Annotated in this window: 18 protein-coding genes and 1 other RNA gene; 8 read left to right on the top strand and 11 right to left on the bottom strand. The window is 65.5% G+C overall.

What is annotated here, in order from left to right; all coding sequences use genetic code 11:
* Positions 1-86: 86 nt before the first annotated feature.
* Together ACQR1H_RS07250 and ACQR1H_RS07245 are read right to left on the bottom strand one after the other, a co-directional pair.
* A complete protein-coding gene (locus ACQR1H_RS07250) occupies positions 87-620 on the bottom strand; it encodes a chromate transporter (protein WP_315805596.1) in 534 nt (177 codons plus the stop codon).
* Complete coding sequence (locus tag ACQR1H_RS07245; RefSeq protein WP_315805595.1) at positions 617-1,213, bottom strand: chromate transporter; 597 nt, start codon at positions 1,211-1,213, stop codon at positions 617-619. Before ACQR1H_RS07245 ends, ACQR1H_RS07250 begins: the two co-directional genes overlap by 4 nt.
* A gap of 94 nt (positions 1,214-1,307) precedes the next feature.
* Between ACQR1H_RS07245 and ssrA the strand changes: the two genes are divergently transcribed.
* From ssrA to feoB, 7 genes are all read left to right on the top strand, one after another.
* Positions 1,308-1,662, top strand: a transfer-messenger RNA (tmRNA) gene (ssrA, locus tag ACQR1H_RS07240).
* Positions 1,663-1,923: 261 nt separating this feature from the next.
* Positions 1,924-2,454, top strand: coding sequence for an SspB family protein (locus tag ACQR1H_RS07235; protein WP_315805548.1), 531 nt, complete (start codon positions 1,924-1,926; stop codon positions 2,452-2,454).
* Positions 2,455-2,550: 96 nt separating this feature from the next.
* On the top strand, positions 2,551-3,975 hold the full coding sequence (gene fumC / locus ACQR1H_RS07230) for a class II fumarate hydratase (protein ID WP_315805547.1): 1,425 nt from the start codon (positions 2,551-2,553) through the stop codon (positions 3,973-3,975).
* Positions 3,976-4,213: 238 nt separating this feature from the next.
* On the top strand, positions 4,214-4,399 hold the full coding sequence (locus ACQR1H_RS07225) for a DUF4169 family protein (RefSeq protein WP_315805546.1): 186 nt from the start codon (positions 4,214-4,216) through the stop codon (positions 4,397-4,399).
* Complete coding sequence (locus tag ACQR1H_RS07220) at positions 4,399-4,686, top strand: ribbon-helix-helix domain-containing protein (RefSeq protein ID WP_315713371.1); 288 nt, start codon at positions 4,399-4,401, stop codon at positions 4,684-4,686. The genes ACQR1H_RS07225 and ACQR1H_RS07220 overlap by 1 nt, the downstream gene beginning before the upstream one ends.
* A gap of 107 nt (positions 4,687-4,793) precedes the next feature.
* Positions 4,794-5,069: a FeoA family protein gene (locus ACQR1H_RS07215; RefSeq protein ID WP_315805544.1), complete on the top strand. Its 276-nt coding sequence runs from the start codon at positions 4,794-4,796 to the stop codon at positions 5,067-5,069.
* 20 nt (positions 5,070-5,089) lie between these two features.
* Positions 5,090-6,967, top strand: a complete 1,878-nt coding sequence (gene feoB, locus ACQR1H_RS07210; RefSeq protein WP_316239616.1) for a ferrous iron transport protein B — start codon at positions 5,090-5,092, stop codon at positions 6,965-6,967.
* An 18-nt stretch (positions 6,968-6,985) separates the two neighbouring features.
* Here the strand turns inward: feoB and ACQR1H_RS07205 are convergent, their stop codons facing one another.
* Positions 6,986-7,774, bottom strand: coding sequence for an NAD(P)H-dependent oxidoreductase (locus ACQR1H_RS07205; RefSeq protein ID WP_434907349.1), 789 nt, complete (start codon positions 7,772-7,774; stop codon positions 6,986-6,988).
* Positions 7,775-7,864: 90 nt separating this feature from the next.
* On the opposite strand from ACQR1H_RS07205, the gene ACQR1H_RS07200 reads away from it, so the two are divergent.
* Positions 7,865-8,788 carry a LysR family transcriptional regulator gene (locus ACQR1H_RS07200; protein WP_315805541.1) on the top strand — a complete coding sequence of 308 codons (924 nt, stop codon included), beginning with the start codon at positions 7,865-7,867 and terminating at the stop codon, positions 8,786-8,788.
* A 1-nt stretch (position 8,789) separates the two neighbouring features.
* Here the strand turns inward: ACQR1H_RS07200 and ACQR1H_RS07195 are convergent, their stop codons facing one another.
* The 8 genes from ACQR1H_RS07195 to ACQR1H_RS07160 all read right to left on the bottom strand — a co-directional run bounded on the left by ACQR1H_RS07195 (position 8,790) and on the right by ACQR1H_RS07160 (position 17,259).
* Complete coding sequence (locus tag ACQR1H_RS07195; RefSeq protein ID WP_316239614.1) at positions 8,790-10,664, bottom strand: bifunctional sugar phosphate isomerase/epimerase/4-hydroxyphenylpyruvate dioxygenase family protein; 1,875 nt, start codon at positions 10,662-10,664, stop codon at positions 8,790-8,792.
* A complete protein-coding gene (locus ACQR1H_RS07190; protein WP_316183611.1) occupies positions 10,661-11,398 on the bottom strand; it encodes an ABC transporter ATP-binding protein in 738 nt (245 codons plus the stop codon). The genes ACQR1H_RS07195 and ACQR1H_RS07190 overlap by 4 nt, the downstream gene beginning before the upstream one ends.
* 11 nt (positions 11,399-11,409) lie before the next feature.
* Positions 11,410-12,153: an ABC transporter ATP-binding protein gene (locus ACQR1H_RS07185; protein WP_315805538.1), complete on the bottom strand. Its 744-nt coding sequence runs from the start codon at positions 12,151-12,153 to the stop codon at positions 11,410-11,412.
* Positions 12,150-13,148 carry a branched-chain amino acid ABC transporter permease gene (locus ACQR1H_RS07180; RefSeq protein WP_316217695.1) on the bottom strand — a complete coding sequence of 333 codons (999 nt, stop codon included), beginning with the start codon at positions 13,146-13,148 and terminating at the stop codon, positions 12,150-12,152. The genes ACQR1H_RS07185 and ACQR1H_RS07180 overlap by 4 nt, the downstream gene beginning before the upstream one ends.
* On the bottom strand, positions 13,145-14,020 hold the full coding sequence (locus ACQR1H_RS07175; RefSeq protein WP_315805536.1) for a branched-chain amino acid ABC transporter permease: 876 nt from the start codon (positions 14,018-14,020) through the stop codon (positions 13,145-13,147). Before ACQR1H_RS07175 ends, ACQR1H_RS07180 begins: the two co-directional genes overlap by 4 nt.
* 74 nt (positions 14,021-14,094) lie before the next feature.
* Positions 14,095-15,234, bottom strand: a complete 1,140-nt coding sequence (locus ACQR1H_RS07170) for an ABC transporter substrate-binding protein (RefSeq protein WP_315805535.1) — start codon at positions 15,232-15,234, stop codon at positions 14,095-14,097.
* A gap of 79 nt (positions 15,235-15,313) precedes the next feature.
* Positions 15,314-16,195: a shikimate dehydrogenase gene (locus ACQR1H_RS07165; RefSeq protein WP_434845799.1), complete on the bottom strand. Its 882-nt coding sequence runs from the start codon at positions 16,193-16,195 to the stop codon at positions 15,314-15,316.
* Between the two features lie 122 nt (positions 16,196-16,317).
* Positions 16,318-17,259, bottom strand: coding sequence for a LysR family transcriptional regulator (locus tag ACQR1H_RS07160; protein ID WP_316183616.1), 942 nt, complete (start codon positions 17,257-17,259; stop codon positions 16,318-16,320).
* Between the last annotated feature and the right edge of the window lie 26 nt (positions 17,260-17,285).

Here is a 17,285-nt window from a genome sequence, read left to right as displayed (position 1 = left end):
CCCCGATCGGCCTTGATGGCCGGCACTGTTTTCGTTCGGCGGCCCGGAGCAAACCGGTCGCGCTTCTGTTTTGCTAGCGGCTTTCCCTAGAGAAGGCCAGCGAAACCAAGGCAGCCGCCTGCGGCGAGCAGCCAGAGCGGATTGAGTCGCGTCATAGATGCAACGAGTGCGGCAAGGACCGTCAGCGCGAACGCCCGCCACGTCTGGTCGGAAGCCTGACCGAGAATCCATGCGCTCGCCGCCATCAAGCCGATCGACAACGGCACCAGCGCCGCCTGCAGCATGGCGGGCCAGCGCGCATCCCGCGCATTCGAGAGCCAACGGCTGACGAAATAGGAGAGCACGGCAGTGGGACCGCACATCGCGATCGTCGCGACCGCCGCACCTGCCACGCCTGCGACCGAATAGCCGATCAGGGTGACGATCAGAACGTTGGGCCCGGGCGACAATTGCGACAGTGCGAACAGGTCGGCGAACTGTTTGTCTGTCATCCAGTGCCGGGCCTCGACTGCAACACGTTGCAGTTCGGGAATCGCCGCCACGGCGCCGCCAACCGCAAACAGCGAGATCAACGCAAAGGTCCAGAACAGCTGGAACAACGGATTGTCGTCCCCGCTCATCGTGCCCACCGCGTCTTGGCATAGGTGACGGCAAGGCTGAGCGGCACGGCCACCAGCAGAACCTCCTGAAGCGGCAGGCGCGCCAGCCCGATCGCCACGAACACGCCAGCGACGACGACAACGCCCGCCACGTCGCTCTTCTTGAGGAGCGGCGAGATCATGCGAAACACCACCGACGCCAGCAGGCCAACGGCCACGCAGGACACGCCTGCAAGCGCCCGTCGCCACGTGTCGGCTTGTCCAAAATGACCGTAGATGGCGCCGAGAGAGGTGATCAGCAGCATCGGGGGTCCGAGCAGGCCGGCAAACGCAGCGATTCCGCCCGCGACACCGCGCAATCGCGCGCCGAACACCACGGAGAAATTCACGATGTTCGGTCCGGGCAGGAAATGACAGAGCGCGAAGGTCGCGTTGAACTCCTCCGCCGTCATCCAGCGATGCTCGTCGACGATCGCACGCCGCGCGAACACCAGCACGCCGCCGAAGCCCGACAGCGACATTTTCGCGAATGCGAAGAAGAGCGTGCGGAGGCTGGGCGGGTGTCTGGCGATGTCGGCCGCGGGAGAGGCAACCTGCGCAACTTCGGGAGGCATGCCGCACTGTAGGAGGACGAAAACCAGGCTGCCAAGGTCGAACCAGAGGTTCCCGGCAGCCGCCCACATTTTTGTCGCGCGCCGCGGCGTTTCGGCCCTGTGCATCCGCTGGCCGGCGGCCTATATAGGGGGTGCCGGCCTGCCGGCTATGGAAATAAATCGCCGTCGAAATAAACCATTCGGACCCGGGGGCGGTACCCGGCGCCTCCACCAAAACCCACCGACAGATGGGTTTTGGCGGGGGCGAAATAGGATCGACGAGGGCGTAAAGGGCGAGCTTTTTCCCGGTATTGTTCCGCCGTTATCGGGCTACTGCAATAGTTGCCAACGACAACTTTGCTCCGGTTGCTCAGGCTGCGTAACGCAGTTTGAAAGACCACCTTAAAGTCCTAACGGGTTAAGCTCCGTTAGGCGGGGTTCGGAGGCACCTGGCAACAGAAGCCTCCACTTTCACCTGCCTCCACGTTAACCGGTTTCCTTCCAGGGGCTGTGCCGTCCCCAGTTTTTTGGCGCGGCACCCGTTCATTCCGCCGTTGACCGGACTTCCGCCAGCTTCTACCCGTTCCCATATCTGGCGATCGACCGGCATGGCTGCTGACCTCGGCGCCGATGCCGGGTACGATGTGACTGACGCGAGTCGGGAATGCTGCTGCCTGCCGGGCGCGGCGGCTCGACACGTCGGGCGCAGCCCTCACGACACAGGACCGATCATGGCGACGGATCATATTCGATACGATGTGCTGGCGCGCGACGCGTTGCGCGGGGTGCTGCGCCGGGTGCTGACCGACGCTGCCGCCCACGGGCTCCCGGGCGAGCACCATTTCTTCATCACGTTCATCTCCAAGGCCGAGGGCGTCAAGCTGTCGCCGCGGCTGCTCGCGCAATATCCGGAGGAGATGACGATCATCCTGCAACACCAGTTCTGGGATCTGGTGGTCTCGGAGGACCGGTTCGAGGTCGGCCTGTCGTTCGGCGGCATCCCTGAGCGCCTCGTGGTGCCGTTCCACGCGATCAAGAGCTTCTTCGATCCGTCCGTGCAATTCGGACTGCAGTTCGAGCCGTCGGAGGCGATTGCCGAGACGCCGGCCGCGCCGAAGCTGCCGGCCGCACCGACGCCATCGGCCATCGCCGGGCCGCTGCCTGCGACGCCGGCCGAGACCAGCGACGACAAGCCGCTCCCGCCGACCTCGCCGGGGGAAGGCGCCGAGGTCGTGCGCCTGGACCGTTTCCGCAAGAAATAGGCCCATTCGCCGCGCGCGGAACGGCGGTTGGACCACTAGATTGAAGCATGCTTGAACCGGTCGACGCCGGTTCACCATCAATCATGGGCATGCTTCATGGCACATTCAGCTGATTCATCATCGCACGGATCGACGCGCACGGAGACCGACAGCTTCGGCCCGATCGAGGTCGCCGCCGACCGCTATTGGGGCGCGCAGACCGAGCGCAGCCGGCAGAATTTCCGCATCGGCCACGACCGCATGCCGATCGGCATCGTGCGCGCGCTCGCGCTGGTGAAGTTGGCCGCGGCCCAGGCCAACCGCGAGCTCGGCCTGCTCGAGCCACGCATGGCGGACGCCATCGTCCAGGCGGCGCAGGAGGTCATCGACGGCAAGCTCGACGACCATTTCCCGCTGGTCGTTTGGCAGACCGGCTCGGGCACCCAGAGCAACATGAACCTCAACGAGGTGATCGCCAATCGCGCCAGCGAGCTGCTGGGCGGCGAGCGCGGCACCAAGAAGCCCGTTCATCCGAACGACCACGTCAACATGAGCCAGTCGTCCAACGACTCGTTCCCCACCGCGATGCACATCGCCGCGGCGCGCGCGATCGCGGGCCATCTGGTGCCGGCGCTGTCGGAGCTGCTGGCGGCGCTGCGTGCCAAGCAGGACGCGTTCGCGGACATCGTCAAGATCGGCCGCACCCACACCCAGGACGCCACGCCGCTCACGCTCGGCCAGGAGTTCTCCGGCTACGCCACGCAGGTCGAGAACGCGATCGCACGAATCGAGATCGCGGCGCGGGATCTCCTGCCGCTGGCGCAGGGCGGCACCGCCGTGGGCACTGGCCTGAACGCGGATCCGAAGTTCGCGAAGCTGTTCGCCAAGCATGTTGCCGACGCCACCGGCCTGCCCTTCACCAGTGCCGCCAACAAATTCGAGGCGCTTGCGTCCAACGACGCCTATGTTTACGCCCATGGCGCGCTCAATGCGGCGGCCACCGGCCTGTTCAAGATCGCCAACGACATCCGCTTCCTCGGATCAGGCCCCCGCTCCGGATTGGGAGAACTGATCCTGCCGGAGAACGAGCCGGGCTCCTCGATCATGCCGGGCAAGGTGAACCCGACGCAATGCGAAGCGCTCACGATGGTGTGCTGCCAGGTGTTCGGCAATCACACGGCGATCACCATGGCCGGCAGCCAGGGTCATTTCGAACTGAACGTCTACAAACCATTGCTCTCACATTGCATGATGCAGTCCATACAATTACTAGGTGATTCAGCACGTTCATTCAGCGAACATTGCGTGACCGGAATCCAGGCCGACACTGCTCGCATTCGCGAGCTGATGGAGCGCTCGCTGATGCTGGTGACGGCGCTTGCACCGAAGATCGGCTACGACAACGCCGCCAAAGTCGCGAAATCAGCGCATCAGCGCGGCACAACGCTGAAACAGGAAGCTTTGCGGCTCGGTCTCGTCTCCGAAGAGGAATTCGACCGCCTCGTTCAACCCGAGAGGATGACGAGGCCGGGGCGAGCGTAGCGGTAGTCCCGTAGTACTACGGGGGGTGATGCAATTCTCGCTGTTAACCCCTAAAGGATACTCTCGACTACAAGTTCTGCTGCGTTTGGTGAGTAAACAAATCCAGCTCGCAACGACGCGAATGGCCATCGAACTATCAGGGAGCGATGACGTGATTGTCTGGAGAACGCCTGAGCTCATCCGCGCAATGCGCATGCTCTCGTCGTGATGTTCGATGCCTTAGATGATTGGAGCAAGCATGGGTGACATCATCAACTTGAAGCGTTTCAGAAAGCGCGTGGAGCGCGATCAGGCAGCAAAGGTCGCCGAAGGCAACCGCGCTCGCTTCGGCAGGACGAAGTCCGAACGCGCAACTGACGCCCAACGCGACAAGCGCGCGAACGAATTACTCGATCAACATCGTATCAATGGCGAGGACGCGTGATGAAGTCGCCCGTCGTAAAACGTTCTATCGTGGTCGCAGGTCACAAGACCAGCGTCAGCCTCGAAGAGGCCTTCTGGAACGGCATGAAGGAGATTTCGGGTCTCCGTAACATGACCCTGTCCGAACTGGTCGGGGAGATCGACAACAATCGCCAGCAGGGCAACCTGTCGTCGGCGATCCGGCTGTTCGTGCTCGACCACTTCAAGAGCCGCGCCGCAGCGTCTTCAGGCCTCGAGCCGAAGGCGGCGGTGGACACCCGGCACACGGCAGCCGCTGCCGCTCCTTGAGGCAGATCAGACGGCGGCCCGCCCGGTCTGTTTAAAATCGCTCTAAGATGCCGCGGCATTTAACATGCCGCGCTTGACCTCTTGGCACGCGATTGAAAATACAGGCTATGAGCGAAATCTGCGATACACGGCCGCCTCAGCCGCTCGGTCTGGCCCGAAGGGGCTATACCGGAACGATCCAGCATCTGGCCGCTGGCGGCGCGGCGTCGTCGTTGCCGGACGTTGAGCTGGAGAGCCGGCTGATCGAACTGGGCTTCGTCGAGGGCGCCCGGGTCGAAATCCTGCATGAGGGGATCGTCGGGCGAGACCCGATCGCCGTCCGTGTCGACAACATCACCGTCGCGGTCCGCCGGCGCGAGGCCATGGCCGTCATCGTGGCATAGGCCGCGCGGAAAGCGTCGTCATGGAAAGCCCTCTGCTGCATCTGGCCCTGGTGGGTACGCCCAACAGCGGCAAGACCTCGCTGTTCAACGCGCTGACGGGAAGCCGCCAGAAGGTCGCGAATTATCCCGGGGTCACGGTCGAGCGCAAAGAGGGCGGCTTCGTCACCCCGCAGGGCCGCCAGGTCTCGCTGGTCGACCTGCCCGGCACCTATTCGCTGCGCGGCCGCAGCCCCGACGAGGAAATCACCCGGGATTTCGTGCTGGGACGCGCCACCGGCGAGGTCCTGCCCGACCTGGTGTTGTGCGTTGCCGACTCGACCAACCTCAGGTTGACGGTCCGGCTGCTGCTCGAGCTCAAGAGCACCGGCCGGCCGCTGGCGCTCGTGCTCAACATGTTCGACATCGCCAAGCGGCGTGGCGTGACGGTCGACGTTCCCGCACTGTCGCAGGCGCTGGGCGTGCCGGTGGTGACGTCGATCGCCGTGCGCAAGGGCGGCACCGACGACCTGCTGCGGCTGACCGACGAGCTCCTGGCCCAGGCGGCCGAGACCACCGGAGAGCGCGCCAACACCTGGCGTCCGCTCACGGTCCCGGAGCTGCGCGCCACTCAGCGCGAGGCCGACCGTATCATCGCGGAGACGGTCAGCCTGCCCGAGCGGCCGGACACCTGGACCGCCCGGATCGATTCGGTCGCGCTGCATCCGGTCGGCGGGCTGCTCATCCTGCTGGCGATCCTGTTCGTGATGTTCCAGGCGGTGTTCGCCTGGGCGCAGCCGCTGATGCAGGTGCTGTCGGCGGCCTTCGATGCGCTCGGCCAGCTCGTTCACGACGAGCTTCCCGAGGGCCTGCTGCAGAGCTTCCTGCAGAACGGCGTGATCTCCGGCGTCGGCAGCGTCATCGTCTTCCTGCCGCAGATCATCATCATCTTCCTGTTCATCCTGCTCCTGGAAGATTTCGGCTACATGGCGCGCGCGGCGTTCCTGATGGACCGCATCATGGGCGGCGCCGGCTTGCATGGCCGCGCATTCATCCCGCTGCTCTCGAGCTTTGCCTGCGCCATTCCCGGCATCATGGCAACGCGCGTGATCGACAACCGCCGCGATCGGCTCACCACCATCCTGATCGCGCCGCTGATGACCTGCTCGGCGCGGATTCCGGTCTATACGCTGATCATCTCGGCCTTCATCCCGCCGACCAAGGTCTGGGGCCTGGTCAACCTGCAGGGACTGGTGATGTTCGGGCTCTACGCCGCCGGGATCATCAGCGCGCTGCTGGTGTCGTTCCTGGTGAAGTTCTTCCTGATGCGCGACTACCAGCCGGCACCGTTCATGCTGGAGCTGCCGGACTACAAGATGCCGCGGTTGCGCAGCATCGCGATCGGCGTCTACACCCGCGCCAAGATGTTCCTGCAGCGCGCCGGCACCACGATCTTCGCGATGATGGTGCTGATCTGGTTCCTGGCCTCGTTCCCGCAGCCGCCGGAGGGCGCCACCGAGCCTGCGATCAATTACAGCCTCGCGGCGATGATCGGCCAGGCGATCGCTCCCCTGCTCACGCCGGTCGGCTTCAACTGGCAGATCGCGGTCGCGCTGGTGCCCGGCATGGCCGCCCGCGAGGTCGCGGTCGCCGCGCTCGGCACCGTCTATGCGATCGAGGGCGGCAAGGAGGCGGCCGAGCAGATCGGCCAGGTGCTGGCGAGCAAATGGAGCCTCGCCACGGCGCTGGCGCTGCTCGCCTGGTACATCTTCGCCCCGCAATGCGCCTCGACGCTCGCCGTCATCCGCCGCGAAACCGGCAGCTGGCGCTGGATGGCCGTGACCTTCTTCTACATGTTCGCGCTCGCCTATGCGGCGGCGTTCGCGACCTACCACATCGCGGTCGCGATGGGCGCGGGCTGAGCCCGCGCCGCGGCAACGTCATCGCACAGCGTCGACATGCAGCGCGAAGCCGCGCGCGTCGGCATGCCCGAGTTCGGGACGCAGCTGCATCGACGGGATCAGGTAATCGCCGTGGTTCTGCCGCCGGTACGGGATCGGCTGATCCGTGAACAGCGTCCGCATCCGCGCGCGGAGCCGCGCGGCGATGTCCGCGAAGCCCGCCTCATCGAGCCGGTTCACCCGGTGCGCCACGAAGGCCGGCAGTACGTCGAAGCCGGGATAGAACAGGATGCCGTGGTTGATGGGAAACAGGAGGTCGTCGATCGGCCCGTTGATGCCGCGCTCCGAATAGTGCTCCTGCCAGCCGCCGGTGGTCACCACGAGCATCGCGCGCTTGCCGGCGAACACGCCCTCGCCATAGCGGTTGCCCCAGCGCTTGTCGCTGTGCTCGCCGACGCCGTAGGTGAAGCCGTAGGAATAGACCCGGTCGACCCAGCCCTTGAGGATCGCCGGCATCGTGAACCACCACAGCGGAAACTGCAGGATCACCGCGTCGGCCCATAGGAGCTTCTCCTGCTCCGCCCTGACGTCGTCGGTGAGCGAGTGCGTCTTGAACGCCTCGCCGGAGGCCGTGGCGACGTTGAGGCGCACATCGGGCGGCAGTTGCGGAAAGTCGGCGCGGTCGGCGGCCGCCTTCCAGCCCATCGCATAGAGATCCGAGACCCTGACCTGATGACCTTGCGACCGAAGCTCGGCGACAGCGCCGTCGCGCAGGGCGCCGTTCAGCGAGCGGGGTTCGGGGTGGGCGAAGACGAGCAGCACATTCATGGCTTGATCCCTTGGCTGGAACAATCCAGGAGATAGACCCGGCCTCGTTCATCCACTATATGGCTGCTATCGATAACATTATGCCGAATTATGGATAAGTTGGACGTCAGCATCGTCAACATGCGCAGCTTCGTTCGCGTCGCCGAACGGGGCAACCTGTCGGCCGTCGCGCGTGAGCTTGGGCTGGGTCAGTCCACCATCTCGCGTCATCTCCAGGAGCTTGAAGACGCGATCGGCGTTCCCCTGCTGAGCCGCACCACCCGGCGCGTCACCCTGACCACCGAGGGCAGCCTCTATTATGCCAACTGCGTCCAGATCCTGCGCCTGATCGAGCAGGCCGGCGACGAGGCGCGCGGCACGCGTGGAGCCGCCAGCGGCACGATCCGCATCTCCTGCACGGCCGCGTTCGGCATCCTGCACATCACCCGGCTGGTGTTCGCGTTCCAGGACCGCTATCCGGACATCGCGATCGATCTCAATCTGACCGACGAGCGCATCGATCTGGTGCGCGAGGGCGTCGACATCGCGCTCCGTCTCGCGCCGCTCACTGACAGCTCGATGAAGCTGCGCGCACTCGGCCATTCGCACCGGCTGCTGGTGGCGGCGCCGGGCTATCTGGCAGGACGCGGCACGCCGCGCGTACCGCAGGATCTGCTCGGCCATGACGGCATCCGCATGCCCAATGTCGCCGGCAGCGACGTGCTGGCGCTGATGTCCGGCGACGGCCAGCGCCACGAGGTGCCCTTCAGCGGCCGCTTCCGAACCAATCACGGCCTCGCGGTGCGCGAAGCCGTGCTGGCCGGGCGCGGCATCGCCGCAGCCCATGCCTGGCTGGTCGACGATCTCATCACCGAGGGCAGGCTGACGGTGCTCCTGCCCGACTACAGGCTGCCGTCGGTGCCGCTCAACATGCTGATCGTCCCGGAGCGCGCCGGCATCGCGCGCGTCCGGCTGGTGATCGAAGACCTGGCGGCGGCAATCGTCAGTCTGCCTGGGATTCGGCCGGAGCCCTGAGCTACAGCCGCGGCATCGTGTCCGGCCGCACCTCGCGCGCCTGCGCCGCCAGCCGGATCGCGGCGTTGGCGGCGCCGAAGCCCTGGTAGTTGCGGCGCTGCACGATCTCGAAGAAGAAGCGCTCCTCGAAAATGTGGGTGTAGACCTGGAAGAACTCCGCGTCGCCGTCGCGGTCGTACAGGATCTCGTTGGCGCGGAGGGCCGCGATGGTCTCGGGCGCTAGATCGTATTTCGCTTCGAGATCGTCGTAGTAGTTGTCGGGAATGTCGAGGAAGCCGGCGCCGCGGGCGCGCATTTCGGCCACGGCTGCAAAGATGTCGTCGCAGGCGAAGGCGATGTGCTGGACGCCCGAGCCGAAGAACTCGGAGATGAAACGCGACGACAGCGTGCGCGTCGCCGTCGAGCCGTTGAGGATGAAGCGCAGGCTGCGATCGCCGTTGACGATCGCCTGGCTCTGCACGAGGCCTCTGGGATCGGCGATCTCCATCTGCGGCAGCCGCGAGAAGTCGATGATCCCGGCATAGAACAACAGCCAGGACAGCATCTCCTCATGCGGCATCGACTGTGCGATGTGATCGACGGCCAAGAGCCGATCAGTCGTCTTGTCGCTGGCGACCGGTTCGAAGTCGACATCCCAGTGACGGCCGTGGGTATCGAGGAAATACAGCAGGCTGCCGCCGACACCATGGATCGCCGGGATCTCCAGCTCGCCCGGCCCGACCGGCTGGGTGAAGGTGCGCGTCTTCAAGGACTGCGCCCGCGCCATGGCACGGTCCGCACTGTCGACATCCAACGCCAACGCGCAAACGCCGGAACCGTGCGTGATATAGTGCGAATGCGCGAAGCTCGCCGGCTCGCAATTGATCACCAGCTCGATCGCGCCCTGCGACCAGCGCTGCACCGCCTTGCTGCGATGCCGCCCGGTTTTGCGGAAGCCGAGCTGCCCGAACAATGCGGCGAGCGACTCCGCCTTGTCCTCGCTGACCGCGAATTCCACAAAGCCGATGCCGTGGCTCTTCACGCGAGGCGCGAAGCGGGGCTCTGCCGACGCCGCGGGGATTTTTCCGGCGAGGTCATCCTGCAACAGCAGCAGCGAACGCATGCCGTCGAGCGCCGTGCGTGGCGCCGAGCCGGCGCGGAACTGATCGTTGAAGATCTCCAGCGACAGCGGCCCGGAATAGCCGGTCGCGGCGACCGCCTCCATGAACTCGCCGACCGGGAGGTCGCCCTGCCCGGGAAAGCTGCGGAAGTGCCGGCTCCAGGACAGCACGTCCAGTTCGAGCTTGGGTGCGTCGGCCAACTGGACCAGGAAGATCTTGTCGGCGGGAATGGCGCGGATCGCATTGGTCGGCAGCGCCGGCGCCAGCGCATGAAAACTGTCGAGGATGACGCCGATCGCCTTGTGATCGGCGCGGCGCACGATCTCCCAGGCATCGCGATAGTCGTGCACATGGCGGCCCCAGGCCAGCGCCTCGTAGCCGACGCGCAAGCCGCGCCTCGCGGCGCGCTCGCCGAGCTCCTGGAAATCCGCGGCGGCGCGGTCGATGCCGCCGAGCGCGGCCGGCGACACGCTGCTGCAGATCAGCAGCAGGTCGGTGCCGAGCTCCTGCATCAGGTCGAACTTGCGCTCGGCGCGGATGAAGTTGCGCGCGCGCTGCGGCTCCGGCATGCCCTCGAAATCGCGGAACGGCTGATAGGCGCAGATCGAAAGGCCGAGGTCGCGGCACATCTGCCCGATCTCGCGCGGCCGCATCCCGAACGCGACCAGATCGTTCTCGAAGATCTCGACCGTGTCGAAGCCGGCGGCAGCGATCGCCTTGAGCTTCTCGTCGAGCGCGCCAGAGATGGAGACCGTTGCGATCGAGCGCTGGTTCATGCCGCCGTCTCCTCCATCGCGCCGCCCAGGAACAGCTGGCCGATGCGCGGATCGGCCAGCACGCGATCGGCCTTGTCGATGATGCGGGTGCGACCGAGCTCGAGCACGATGCCGTAGTCCGAGATCTCCAGCGCCGAGCGTGCATTCTGCTCGATCAGGAGCACCGAGACGCCGCGGTCGCGCAATTGCTTCAGCATGTCGAAGGTCTGCTGCACCATCAACGGCGACAGCCCGATCGACGGCTCGTCGATCAGCACGAGCTGCGGCTCGAGCAGCAGCCCGCGCGCGATCTCGAGCTGCTTCTGCTCGCCGCCGGACAGCGTCGAGGCCTGCCGGTCCGCCTTCTTGCGCAGCACCGGAAACACGTCGAGCGCCGCCTCGACGCGCGCAGCAAGATCGATCTCACGCGGCGCGGCAACGCCGCCGAGCTCGATATTGTGGCGCACCGACAGCTCGCCGAAGATGTTGCGGCCCTGCGGGATGTAGCAGACGCCCGCGCCGAGCAGCGCGCGCTGGCTGAAGCCGGTGACGTCGCGGCCCTTGAAGATGACCTTGCCTTCGCGCAGCTTCAACAGACCGAAGATCGCCTTGAACACCGTCGACTTGCCGGCACCGTTCGGACCGATCACGGTGGTGATCGATCCCGCCGGCACCGAGAACGTCGTGCCGTTGAGGATCGTCATCTTGCCGTAGCCGCCGACGAGGTTCTGGACGTCGAGAATGGGATCGCTCATCGTCGGCTCCGTCAGTGTCCGAGATAGGCTTCGATCACGGCCGGATTGGCCCTGATCTCGTCGGGCTTGCCGATCGCCAGCACCTTGCCCTCCGCCATCACCATCACGCGCGAGCACAGCGACATCACGAACTCCATGTTGTGCTCGATCACGACGAAGGTGGCGCGGCGCTCGCGGTTGATCGCGATCAGCCGGTCCTTGAGATCGCCGAGCATGGTCGGATTGACGCCGCCGGCGGGCTCGTCGAGCAGCACCAGCCGTGGACCGCCCATGAACGCCATCGCGGCATCGAGCAGCTTCTGCTGCCCGTAGGACAGGCCGCCGGCCGGCTCGTTGGCGAGATGCTCCAGCTTGAAGAAGCCGATCATCTGATCGGCGGTCTCGGTGAGCCCTGCATCCGACGGACCAAACAGGCGCGACAGCATGCTGCCGCGATGCTCCTGGCCGGCGAGGATCAGGTTGTCACGCACCGACAGCTTCGGGAAGACCTGCAAGAGCTGAAACGTGCGGCTGACGCCGAGGCGGTTCAGTTCGGACGGACGCTGGCCGGTGACGAGCTTGCCGTCCACCCTCACCTCGCCCCCGCTCGGCACGAGCTGGCCGAGAATGCAGTTGAACAGCGTCGACTTGCCACAGCCGTTGGGGCCGATCAGGCCGAGGATCTCGCCCTCCTGCACGTCGAAGCTGACGCCGTTGACGGCGGTGATGCCGCCAAAACTCTTCTTGACGTCGCGAACGTCGAGGACTGCGGTCATCGCGCGGCCTCCAGCTTGGATTGAGCCGCCGCCCGCAATGCGGATGCCGCCTGGGTGCGCCGTGAGCTGAGATAGCGGTCGAGGATGCCGAGAATGCCGCTCGGCGAATAGATCAGCAGCACGATCACGGCGGCCGCGTAGAGCATCAGATAATAGCCCTCGGCGAAGCGCAGCCACTCCGGCAGCAGCACCGCGATCATGGCGCCGAGGAACGGCCCGAGCATGAAGCCGGCACCGCCGACGATCACCATCATCAGGAGATCGAGCGAGAGCTGCAGGTTGAACGGCACGGGATCGACATATTGCGTCAGCGGCGCATAGAGCACTCCGGCGATGCCGCCGAGCACCGAGCCGATCGCGAACGCCATCAGCGTATAGCGTCTGGTGTCGATGCCGAGCGATTGCGCCCTGATCGGATTTTCGCGTAGCGCCATGAAGGCGCGGCCCCAGGGCGAGCGGATCAGCCACCACATCGCCAGCGTCACGAGGCCGAGCGAGCCAAGACAGAGATAGTAGAACGGCAACGGCTTGCGGGTCGGGAAGCCGAAGATCTCGGGGCGCGGAATGTTGCTGATGCCGTAGATGCCGTTGGTGAGCCAGCTCTCGTTGCGGAACACCAGGAACGCCAGGGTCGAAAAGGCGAGCGTGACGAAGGCGAGATAATGATGCTGCACGCGCAGCGCCGGATAGCCCAACAGCCAGCCGACGATGAAGCAGACGATGATGACGAGCCCGAGCGCCGATATCAGCGGCCAGCCATGGGTGGTGAGGATGGCAGCCCCGTAGGCGCCGATGCCGACGAAAGCGCCCTGCGCCAGCGACACCTGCCCGGCATAGCCGAGCGTGAGATTGAGCCCCATCGCGGCGATGGTCATCACCGCCCACTGGCTGAGGATATAGAGGCCGTAGCGGTTGAAGTTCATCGGGATGATGATCAGGCCAGCAATGACGACGATCGCCAGCGCGGCGAGGAGCAGTCTGCCGTTCCGGGTCATACCGTGCGCTCCTCGGCTCGTCCGAGCAGGCCCTGCGGCCGGAACAGGATAACAAGGATCAGCAGCACCATCGGAACAGCCGCGCGATACTGGGTGGAGACGTAGGCCGCGGCGAGGTTGTCGACGACACCGATCAGGAGACCGCCGGCGATCGCGCCGCGCACCTGGTTGAAGCCGCCGACGATCGCGGCGATGAACGCCGCCTGCCCGAGCACTTCGCCGCTCGAGAATTTGGCAAGATAGATCGGCGTGATCAGCAGCGAGGCCAGCGCGACCAGCACGGCATTGATCAGGAAGGTCAGCAGGATCATGCGCTCGACGGGAACGCCGATGATGCGCGCCACCGTCGGATTCTGCGCCGCCGCCTGCATCTGGTGGCCGAGCGAGGTGCGATTGAGCAGCGTGGTCAGGCCGACGACGGCCAGGATTGCAACGGCGAGCACGCCGAGACTCTGCAGCGAGATGACACGGCCAAGCACGCTGATATCGCCCGCGGGAACGATCGACGGAAACGGCGACGCCTCGGCGCTGAAGAACTGCTTCACGGCCTCCTTGATCCCGATCGCCAGCGCCATGGTGGCGATCGCCAGCGGCAGCACGCCGTGCCGCAGCATCGGATCGACCAGCAGCATCTTGAAGGCGAGACCGAGCAGCAGCGCCGACAGCAGCACGCCGGCGAGCACCGCGAGCCAGAACGGCGCGCCGAGATGCATGACCGCGAGCATCAGGAAGGCGGGCAGCATCACGAACTCGCCCTGGGCGAAGTTGATGGTCTGCGAGGTCTGCCACAGCAAGGTGAAGCCGACGGCGACCAGCGCGTAGATGGCGCCGGTGGCGAGTCCCGCCACGATCAGGTCGAGCAGATTGGACATGGTTTCCCCGTGAGCCCTTGGGTGACGGCGGCGCCGGACATCACCACACCGGCGCCGCCGATCGACCGTTGTCCTCAGTTGAGCTTCGGCAACACCTGCTTCACGACCTGCTTGCCTTCCACGACCTCGACCAGGAAGCCCTGGCGATCGATGTCGCCGTTCTGGTCGAAGGTCACATCCATCAGGATGTTCGGTTCGGCCGAGGTCTTGATGGTCAGGCCGTGCAGCGTGTCGGCGAACGCCTTGGAGTCGACCTTGCCCATCTTCTCGGTCGTGGCCTTGACCATGTAGATCGCGAGATAGCCCTTGATGCCGTTGTGATCGGGCACGTAGTTGTACTTCTTCACGAAGCGGTCGCGGAACGCCTTGATGGCCTCGATTGGTGCGTCGGTGGTGAGACCGACGTGGCCGCGAGCGCCGTTGGCGGCATCACCGGCGAGCTCGATCACCTTCTGGCCGACCAGCGTGGTCTCGCCGATCAGCGGCACAGTCACACCCTGGCGCTTGATCTCCTTCAGGATGCGCGCGCTCTCTTCCTCGTTGACGTAGATGAAAACGGCGTCCGGCGCCGCCGCCTTGATCTTGCTGACGTCGGCAGCGAAGTCCGCCTGGCCGGCTTCGGTCGACAGGTCGGCCGCGACCTTGATGCCGAGACGGTTGAATTCCTTGGTGATGACGTCGCGGCCGCCGCGGCCGAAATCATTGTTGACCCAGACCACCGCGACCGACTTCGCCTTCAGCTCGTCGTTGATGTACTTGGCGACCTTCGGCATCGAGGACTGCTGGCCGAACGACGTGCGGAAGAGGAACTTGTTGCCGGCCTGCGTGAGCTCGGCCGCTTCGCCGCCCATGATCTGGGTGATGCCGGCCTCGGCCGCCAGCGGCGCCGTCACCTTCACCGAGCCGGAATAGCCCGGCCCGAGCAGCACGTAGGGCTCGCCATCGAGCGCCTTCTGCACCTGCGCACGCGCAACGCCGGGGTTCGACTGCGAGTCGGCGTGGCTCACCTCGATCTTGCGGCCGAGGATGCCGCCCTTGGCGTTGATTTCCTCGACGGCGAGGTCGATGCCGTTCTTCCAGTTGTTGCCGACGGTCGCGCCGCCGCCGGAGAGCTCGGCGACATCGGCGATCTTGATGGGGGCGCCGGATTGCGCGTAGGCGGCACCGGACAGCAGCGTGGCTGAGCACAGGCCAGCCAGGATGATCGATCTCACGTTGTTTCCTCCTCTGACTTAAACGCTTGTTTGCGTTTCTTGCTTGAACGACTTGTTCCGGCGCGTATTGACCGTCGGCTCAGGCGGCGTCAACCGCCGGATATCTCTCCGCCATGTGGTTGTCGAACGCAGCCCCCATCGCCTCGGTCGAGGGCGCCAGGCCGGTGAACAACTCGAAGGCGTCCGCAGCCTGGTAGATCGCGAGCTCGCGGCCGAGCAGGACCCGGGCTCCCCTGGCTTTGGCGGCTTTCAGCAGCGGCGTCCAGAGCGGCGAATAGACCGCGTCGGCGACCCAGAGGTCGGCGCGCAACAAATGATCAGGCACCGGCGTACCGCGGTTCGGCAACATCCCGATCGGCGTGCCGTTGACGACGCCAACTGCGCCGTGCAGTGCCGCTTCGACGCTGTCCGCGACCGTTACCGTGTTGCCGGCCGGCAGCAGCCTCGCCAGCTTCTCGGCGCGCGTGCGCTCAGTGTCGTAGATGCGCAGGCCGGCGACTCCGAGGTTTGCAAGTGCGAAGGCGATCGCCTTGCCAACCCCGCCGGCCCCGACCAACGCGACGACGCCGCGATCGGTCTGGCTGATGAGCGGCGCGACGGCCCGCTCGAACCCGGTGGTGTCGGTGTTGTGGCCGATCAGCCGGCCGTCGCGAACGACGACGGTATTCACCGCGCCCATCGCCGCCGCCCTCGGCGCGAGCTCGTCGAGCAGCTCGACCACGGCTTCCTTGTAAGGATAGGTCACGTTGACCCCGGCAAAGCCGAGCCGGCGCACGCCTTCCAGCAGCGCGGACAGACCGGCCCGGTCGGCGCCGGCCACCTCGATGAGCTGGTAGTGGCAGCGCACGCCGAGCGCCGCCGCGGCATGTTCGTGCATGGCAGGAGAGGCCGAATGCGCGATCGGCGCACCGATCAGGCCGGTCAGGAATTTGCGGGCTTTGAGCGCGGAAAGATCGGGCACGTTGGCTTCAGTCTCTGCTGCCGCTCGCGCGATCGCCGCACGAGCGATGAATGGCGTCGCGGACGATAGCGCGTCCGCCAGCTAACACAATTACCCAAATATCCGCTGAACCTAACATCATGTTATTTTTTGACGAGCGCCGCCTTCCCCGGCCTCGCAACCTGCCGCCGGCCCGGCTCCAGTGCGCGCATCTCGGCACGCAGGCAGTCGATGAAGTGCTCCGCGTAAAGCGACAGCGGCGTGCCGCGCTTGACCGCGATGTAGGTGTCGAACCGCGTCGGCTCGGCGATCTTCAGCAGCTCGATGCCAGGATAGCCGCCATGCGCGACCGTGAACTGGTCAATCACCGCGATGCCGAGCCCCGCCTTCACCAGCGCGCAGACCGTGGTGCCGAAGCGCGCCTTGATCGAGATGTTGTAGCTGAGTTTGTTGCGCGCGAAGATCTCGGCCATGATCCGGCCGTAAGGGTCATTGGGATCGATGCCGATCAACGGATAGCGAGTCATCTCCGCGGCGGAGACCTGCTTGCGGCCGGCGAGCTCGTGGCCGGGCGGGACGATGCAGAACAGTTCGCCTGAGGCGAGAGGAAGGAATTCGAGCCCGGAATGATCGAGGCGATAGCTCATCGCCACGCACTCGCCCTTGCCCAGCATCAGATAGTCGATCGCCTCCTCGATCTTGAGGATGTTGATGTCGATGCCCAAATCAGGATAGCGGCGGCGGACGCGCTCGATCGCGCGCGGCACCATCACCTGGGAGATGCTGGGCACCGAGCCGACGCGCAGTTCCGACAGCGCGCCGCGGCCGATGTTGGAGATGATGTAGCTGAGATCGTCGACCTTCTCGTAGACGCTGTTGATCTGCTCGAAGATGTTCTGCGCCTCGGGCGTCGGAAAGTAGCGGCCGTTCTGGCGCTGGAAGAAGCGGATGCCGAGCGAGCGCTCGGTGTATTTCACCAGACGGCTGACACCCGGCGCCGACACCTTCAGCAGGCGCGCGGCGCCGTTGATGGTGCCCGTCACCATGACCGCGCGAATGACCTCGACCTGTCGCAAGGTCATCATCGGCGCGGTCCCCGCACGCCTTCGGC

This window comes from Bradyrhizobium sp. HKCCYLRH2015 (assembly GCF_051168215.1).
In the GTDB taxonomy this organism is placed as follows: Bacteria; Pseudomonadota; Alphaproteobacteria; order Rhizobiales; family Xanthobacteraceae; genus Bradyrhizobium.
The sequence above is the reverse complement of the archived record's forward strand: the minus strand, read 5'-3'. Positions and strand labels throughout refer to the sequence as shown.